Below are 6,051 nucleotides of genomic sequence, written 5' to 3'. Positions count from 1 at the left end.
GGCCGGCGCTTCGGCCGGCTCCGCTACGCTCCGCCGGCCGAAGCGCCGGGGTCACAGGTGATCGGGCAATTTACAGACGAAATGTTGCACCGGCGATCCGGCGGGCTCTATGTCGGGAGTTCAGGGGCTTTTTCTTGCCCTGTGGTCCTCATGGGCTACAATGGTCCCATGAACGATGCGATTGTCAGGGCGCGGGTCGATTCGGACCTCAAGCGGGATGCGGAGGAGGTGTTCGGAGCCTTGGGAATCAACACGACCGACGCGATTCGGATGTTTCTCAGTCAGGTCCGGCTGAGGAAGGGTCTGCCCTTTTCCGTCGAGCTTCCCGACAACGGAGATTTGCTCATGAGTTCGAAATCCCGCCAAGCCGCTCTCGATTCGGTCTATGACGACTAAGCCCGGAGAGGTCTACCGGGTTGATCTCGGCATGGGAGGAAAGGTGCGGTTGATGGTGGTCGTCTCGCGGGAAGATCCCGAAGCACCCCGGGCCCTGAGCCTTTGCGCTCCGATCACCACTTCCAACCGGGGCTCGCCCTACGAAGTCGGCCTGCCCTCGGTCCATTTCCTTCGCAAGAAGAGTTTCGTCAACGTCCAGGGCTTGCAGGCCATCCAGCACCACGAACTTCGAGGGCCCGTGGGTGTGATTTTCGGGGAGCCACTCGAGCGGATTCGAGCTGCCTTGAGCTACGCCCTTGAGATTGGGGGCGATTCGGCGGGCTCAAAGCAGGTTCCGTGATTTCATGCCACTGATGTTCTTTTCCTCTTGTCTGTGGGATCGCGGGAGACGGTTCTGAAACGGGAAAAAGAGCTCGCGGGGATCCTGGTGCCCAAGCTCCAGCGGGAATCCGCCTTGGCACCGCTCTCCGAGCTTCTGGAACAGTGGATCGAGGAGGGGCTTGCTCCGGACGTGACCGAGAAGCACCGGGTGAACTGCCGCAACAAACCGACGCGGGTCTTCCGGGATTGCGACTGGCGGCGGATTGCCGACGTGTCTGCCGTCGAGTTCGAGCGCTGGCTCTTGAACAATGCTCCGGCCGGCTCCCGAAAGGTGTTCTTCAGGGGCGTCACGCAAATGGAGCGATTCCGGAAGGACCTAGCCTTGGCGGGCATCGCGGAATTCGATGATCGGGGCCGGCAGCTCGAATTTCATTCGTTCCGGCGGACCTTTGCCACGTTCCTGACCGCTTCGGGCGTGATGCCTGCTGTCGCTCAGAAATTCATGCGGCACGGGGATATCCGGCTGACCATGAACCTCTACACCGACGGCCATCAGCTCGAAATGGCTGGCGAGCTGGGGAAGCTGCCCCGTCTGCAATCATCCCCCATATCATCCCTCAAAACTGGGAAAAGTAGTCCAACGGTGTCCATTCCTGGCAATTCCTCCGATGGCCCTAGTAGTTCGGACTCCACTCCTAAACCCCTGAATGCAAGTGCTTTGTCACCGTCTGCCCATCCCTGCCCAATGGTTGAGGTGGCGGACCGGGAGGGATTGCCCTCGTCGCTGCACTCCTCACGCCAAACCCATCGGGCTCGCTTCGCTCGCGAAAAGACGCCGCTTGCTCGCTTCCCGTTTTCAAACCCTCCTCCTCCCGCATCCGCGGGATCCGGTAGGAACTGCCTCCCTGCCCGAAACCGCCAGGCCCCTTCCCAAACGAGTTGGAAAGGGGCCTGGCGGACCGGGAGGGATTGCCGCCGCTCCGCTCTGGCCATTCCAGTTTGGGTGTCCGCCGAACACCGGGCGGATGCCGCCGACAGGGTCGGCTTCCTGAATTCAAACCCGGTCTCACTCTGCTCGCCAGCGATCTCGGCCCTGCCAGGAACGCCACGACCCGACCCCAGCAAGCCGGGGTCGGGTCGTGGCGGACCGGGAGGGATTCGAACCCTCGATACCGTTTCCGGTATACTCCCTTAGCAGGGGAGCGCTTTCGACCACTCAGCCACCGGTCCGGGTGGGAGGTCGGCGGGAGGTTGCACACAGCTGCGGGGAGAGGTCAATCGCCCGGGAAGAAAAATCTCCGCTTCCCTCCCCCGCCCCATCGCCCACGCCCGGATTGCAATTTTCCGGCCATCAGGGCCGTTCTACCTGTGCCAAGCGCTCCGCCACATGAAACGCCCCACCCTCCTCGCCGCACTCCTCGCCCTTTCCTCCACGACTTTCGCCGCCGACGGCTTGCCCAAGCCCGACGACAAGGGATGGATCCAGCTTTTCAACGGCAAGGACCTGGAGGGCTGGACGCCGAAGATCCGCTTCGAGAAACTCGGTGAGGACAAAAGGAAGACCTTCCGCGTCGAGGACGGGGCGATCAAGGTCAGCTACGACCAGTACGACACCTTCCTCGAGGGGCCGAAGAAGGAGCGGTTCGGCCACCTGTTCTACAAGCTGCCGCTGTCCCACTACCGGCTGCGCGTCGAATACCGCTTCGTCGGCGAACAGCTGCAGGGCGCCCCGGGCTGGGCGATCCGCAACAGCGGTCTGATGCTGCACGGCCAGGACCCGAAGACGATGGCCGACGATCAGGACTTCCCGAACTCGATCGAAGTGCAACTCCTCGGCGGGCTCGGCGACGGCACGGAGCGCACGACCCTGAACCTGTGCACACCCGGAACCGACGTGATGATGAACGGCAAGCTGCTCAAACAGCACTGCATCAACTCGAGCTCGAAGACCTACCACGGTGAGCAGTGGGTGAGCGTGGAGGTCGTGGTGCGTGGCTCCGAGAGCTTCAAGCACATCGACTCCGACGGCAAGGTGGTGCTCGAATACGAGGCACCCCAGCTCAACGATGGCACCCTGCTCGAGGGCGGAACGATCTCGCTGCAGTCCGAGGGGCACCCCTGCGAGTTCCGCAAGGTGGAAATCCAGAGGCTGAAGTAGCTTCGGCCCGAAGACCGATGCGCGCTCCGGTCAGGGTATCTCCATTTGGGAATTCGAACCACGAATGGACGCGAATTCACACGAAGGGGAGCATTGGATGGGTGCTTCCGGGGTTCCGTGGCGACCTTCCGAGTCCGGTTGTCGCGGGTTGCTCCCCGGCGAACCATCGGATTGGTCTCCATTGTTCATTCGTAGTTCCCAAACACCCAAGCACGAAGGAATCACGACTTTCGAACGGGGAAGCCCCCGAGAGCAGGATGCCACCGCGGCGTTAATCCTGACTTCGGGCATCGGCATTCGGATTTCCTTGGGTATTTGGGTATTTTGGGTCTTTCGTCATTCGTGATCGAGTGCCCGCCCGACCGCGTATGAGAAGTGCGGTCTCAGGATGCCCCTCCCCCCTTCCCTCTTTGACAAAATCCCGAAGTCCACAAGAGTTCCGCGTGGTTCGCCTCCTGCTCGTTCTCCTCATCAGCCCCGCCGCCGCGGTCCCGGCGACCGTGGAGCTGGCGGCGGTGACCGGCGACCCGTCCTTCAACCAGCTTCAGATCACGGTCGATCCCGGCTTCGGTCTCACCGACTCGGATGTTTCCCAGGTGACCGGCAATCTGTTCGCCGACCTCGAGGTCGATCCCCTGCTCGGCCAGGTGTCCGAAATGACGCTCCGAAATGGCGAGGACCCGGACGACGGACTGCGGGCCACGGACGTCAGCTTCAGCCGCTCGGTGATTCTCGTGGGCGGCTACAGCGTCTCCGGCAACGGCCTCGCGGGAGAGATTTTCACCCCGTCTCCGCCGGGCGTCGTGACACCCGGAACGGGAGAGTTCGATGCCTCCCAGTATTCCTTCCTTCTCGATCAGGGCACCCTCGCCGGCTCCGCCCGGATTTTCGGCACCACCACCCTGCTCGACCAGGTGATCACCCCCGCCGAGCCGATCACGGGTCCCGGTGCCGGGACCGGCACCGTGCTTCTCACCTTCGTCGAGGATGCCGGACCATTCCGCACCTACGCCGTACTCCTGACCCTGCCCGTCACGATTAGCGACACCTTCGTGGATGGCAGCCTGTCGGTCGACGTCACGGCAAGCGGAACCCTCAGAGCCGAGGGCATCGTGCAGGTGCCCCGTAGCGAGTATGTCGCCTGGACGCTGGCCGAAGGCATCCCGGGGGCCGATCCGCAGGCCGACATCAATGGCGACGGGATCCCCAATGCCCTGGCGTGGGCCTATGGTCTCGGCAAGGACGACGATGCGGGCGCCTGGCGTCCGGCGGTGACTCCCGGCAAGGGCTTCGAGATCCCCCTCCCTCCGGGTGGCATCATCGCGCCCGTCCGCGTCCGGGTCTCCCAGAACCTCGGCGGCTGGACGGACCTGCCGGTCGAGCGGATCTCCGGTGGGCAGAATCCGCTGCCCGCAGGATCCACTGGGACCATCACGGTCTCCGGTTCGGGTGCCGCGCGGGAGTTTCTGCGCCTCGAGGTGGAGGAATAGACGCTCCGGTTCGGCGGCTGATCCGTAATCCCCCGGCGGATCGAGAAGTGCTCCCGGATGCCTGCGTCACAGGCCGCGCCATTTTGCGCTCCCAAGACCCTAACACCGTGTTCTAACGTCGGACCGAGTCATGGCGGAGAAAAAGCGCAAGAAAGGCAACGGGATCCTCTTCGGCCTCATCCTGATGGGGGCCTCGCTCGCGGGGATCTGGAAAAACGAGCATCGCTTCGACTATGCCAAGGCGGCCCGGGACACGGTGCCCGTCGAAAGCGTCGACGACCTCGGCCCCGGCGCCGTGTTTTCGCACACCGGGAGCATGGACCAGGGGCTCACGCTGGTCGGAAAGTATGTGCAGTCCTTTACCGGCTACCTCGAGATCCGGCGGTCCGCGGAGATCTACGCCTGGGATCGGGACGAGGATGACGACGGCGTCAGCTGGTCCAGGGAGTGGATGTCCCACCTTGAGAACAACGAGCGCAACAGGGGCCTGAAGAAGGAACTCGATTCGGACACCATCCGGCCCCCGAGCTACCGGATCTCGGACCTTCCGGTCGAATCGCGGAGAATCCAGTTCGTCGATCCGAGCCAGTCGATCCCGCCAGGCGAGCTGGCCCTCGCCCCGGCGGGCACCTCCGCGGGGCTCGTCACGCGCGGCGACAAGTTTTACCTCGCCAAGGGAGGCTCCGACCAACTCGGAGACGAACGGATCACCTACCGTGGCATTCCCGTCCCCCCCGTCGCGACCTATTTCGGTGCCTGGGGAACGGACATCGCCGTGGCCCACCAGGCCGAGGTGAAGGAAGGTTTCATCGCCGACATCATCCAGGACGAGGGCATCCTGCACCATCTCGTGGCCGGGCCGCGCGAAACCGCGCTGGTCACCCTTCAGGAGCATCTCGCCCGCCTCAAGATGATCGTCCGCATCATCGGCCTGGTCGTCTGCACGATCGGCGGCGGCGTCCTCTTCTCGAGCCTCACCCGCCTGCTCGTCTTCCTGCCGGTGGTGGGTCCGCTCATCCACCGGGTCACCGGATGGCTCGGCCTGCTGATCGGCTTCGTGCTCGGCCTGATCACCCTCGTCGTCGCCTACCTGACCAGCAAGCCGCTCGTCCTTGCCGCCATCGCCCTGCTGCTGTTGGCGGGCATCGTGCTTCTGGCACGGAATGCCACCCGCAAGCGCAAGCGGATCCAGGAAAACGTCGCGGGCACCCTTGGGCACCGCCCGTCCTCCACCGAGATGAGCGAACTGGAGTTCATCCAGCTGTGGCAGCTCGCCGCCGGCAACGGCGCCATTTCCCCCGCCGAGCAGCGCACGCTGGACCAATGGACGCGACGAAACCGCTGGAGCCCGGAGAAGGTGGCCGAGCTCACCCAGCGGGCCGGCCGGGAGATCTCCAGCTCCACCGACCGCGAGAAGCTTCAGACCCTGGTCCGCTACGCCCTCGCCGACGGCCGCATCGACCGCAAGGAGCTCAAGACCCTCGACCAGGCCGCCCGCTGGGCCGGCATCGGCAAGAAGGGCCTGCGCCAGCTCATGAGCGAAGTCCAGACCGCTTGAGATCGTAGCCAAGCTGCTGCGATCGACGGCCGACCCGATGCGAAGCGGAGGATTCCCAAGCGAATTCTTCTTCACGTCTTGGGAACGCCTTCATCTGGCACCGGCTTTTCCCAGGCAGGTCGTGCGGC

General features: G+C 64.0%; 5 protein-coding genes, 1 tRNA gene and 1 pseudogene. 6 read left to right on the top strand and 1 reads right to left on the bottom strand.

Going from position 1 to position 6,051, the window contains the following annotated elements; translation table 11 throughout:
- The first annotated feature begins 168 nt into the window (after positions 1-168).
- The 3 genes and pseudogenes from ACG2LG_RS23390 to ACG2LG_RS23380 form a co-directional block, all read left to right on the top strand.
- The gene (locus ACG2LG_RS23390; RefSeq protein ID WP_396263223.1) at positions 169-396 is read left to right on the top strand and encodes a type II toxin-antitoxin system RelB/DinJ family antitoxin; all 228 of its coding nucleotides are present in this window, start codon (positions 169-171) and stop codon (positions 394-396) included.
- Entirely contained in the window at positions 386-736 is a 351-nt protein-coding gene (locus ACG2LG_RS23385; RefSeq protein WP_396263221.1) for a type II toxin-antitoxin system PemK/MazF family toxin, read from the top strand. Before ACG2LG_RS23390 ends, ACG2LG_RS23385 begins: the two co-directional genes overlap by 11 nt.
- 336 nt (positions 737-1,072) lie before the next feature.
- Positions 1,073-1,204: pseudogene (locus ACG2LG_RS23380) on the top strand (hypothetical protein); the annotation flags it as partial.
- A 653-nt stretch (positions 1,205-1,857) separates the two neighbouring features.
- On the opposite strand, the gene ACG2LG_RS23375 reads toward ACG2LG_RS23380, so the two are convergent.
- Positions 1,858-1,947, bottom strand: a tRNA-Ser gene (locus ACG2LG_RS23375).
- A 157-nt stretch (positions 1,948-2,104) separates the two neighbouring features.
- Here ACG2LG_RS23375 and ACG2LG_RS23370 point away from each other — a divergent pair.
- The 3 genes from ACG2LG_RS23370 to ACG2LG_RS23360 all read left to right on the top strand — a co-directional run bounded on the left by ACG2LG_RS23370 (position 2,105) and on the right by ACG2LG_RS23360 (position 5,923).
- The gene (locus ACG2LG_RS23370; RefSeq protein ID WP_396263219.1) at positions 2,105-2,875 is read left to right on the top strand and encodes a DUF1080 domain-containing protein; all 771 of its coding nucleotides are present in this window, start codon (positions 2,105-2,107) and stop codon (positions 2,873-2,875) included.
- Positions 2,876-3,318: 443 nt separating this feature from the next.
- Entirely contained in the window at positions 3,319-4,365 is a 1,047-nt protein-coding gene (locus tag ACG2LG_RS23365; protein ID WP_396263217.1) for a hypothetical protein, read from the top strand.
- Between the two features lie 130 nt (positions 4,366-4,495).
- On the top strand, positions 4,496-5,923 hold the full coding sequence (locus tag ACG2LG_RS23360) for a TMEM43 family protein (protein ID WP_396263215.1): 1,428 nt from the start codon (positions 4,496-4,498) through the stop codon (positions 5,921-5,923).
- The last annotated feature ends 128 nt before the right edge of the window (positions 5,924-6,051 follow it).

It is taken from the genome of Haloferula sp. A504, assembly GCF_044385805.1.
In the GTDB taxonomy this organism is placed as follows: Bacteria; Verrucomicrobiota; Verrucomicrobiia; order Verrucomicrobiales; family Akkermansiaceae; genus Haloferula.
The sequence above is the reverse complement of the archived record's forward strand: the minus strand, read 5'-3'. Positions and strand labels throughout refer to the sequence as shown.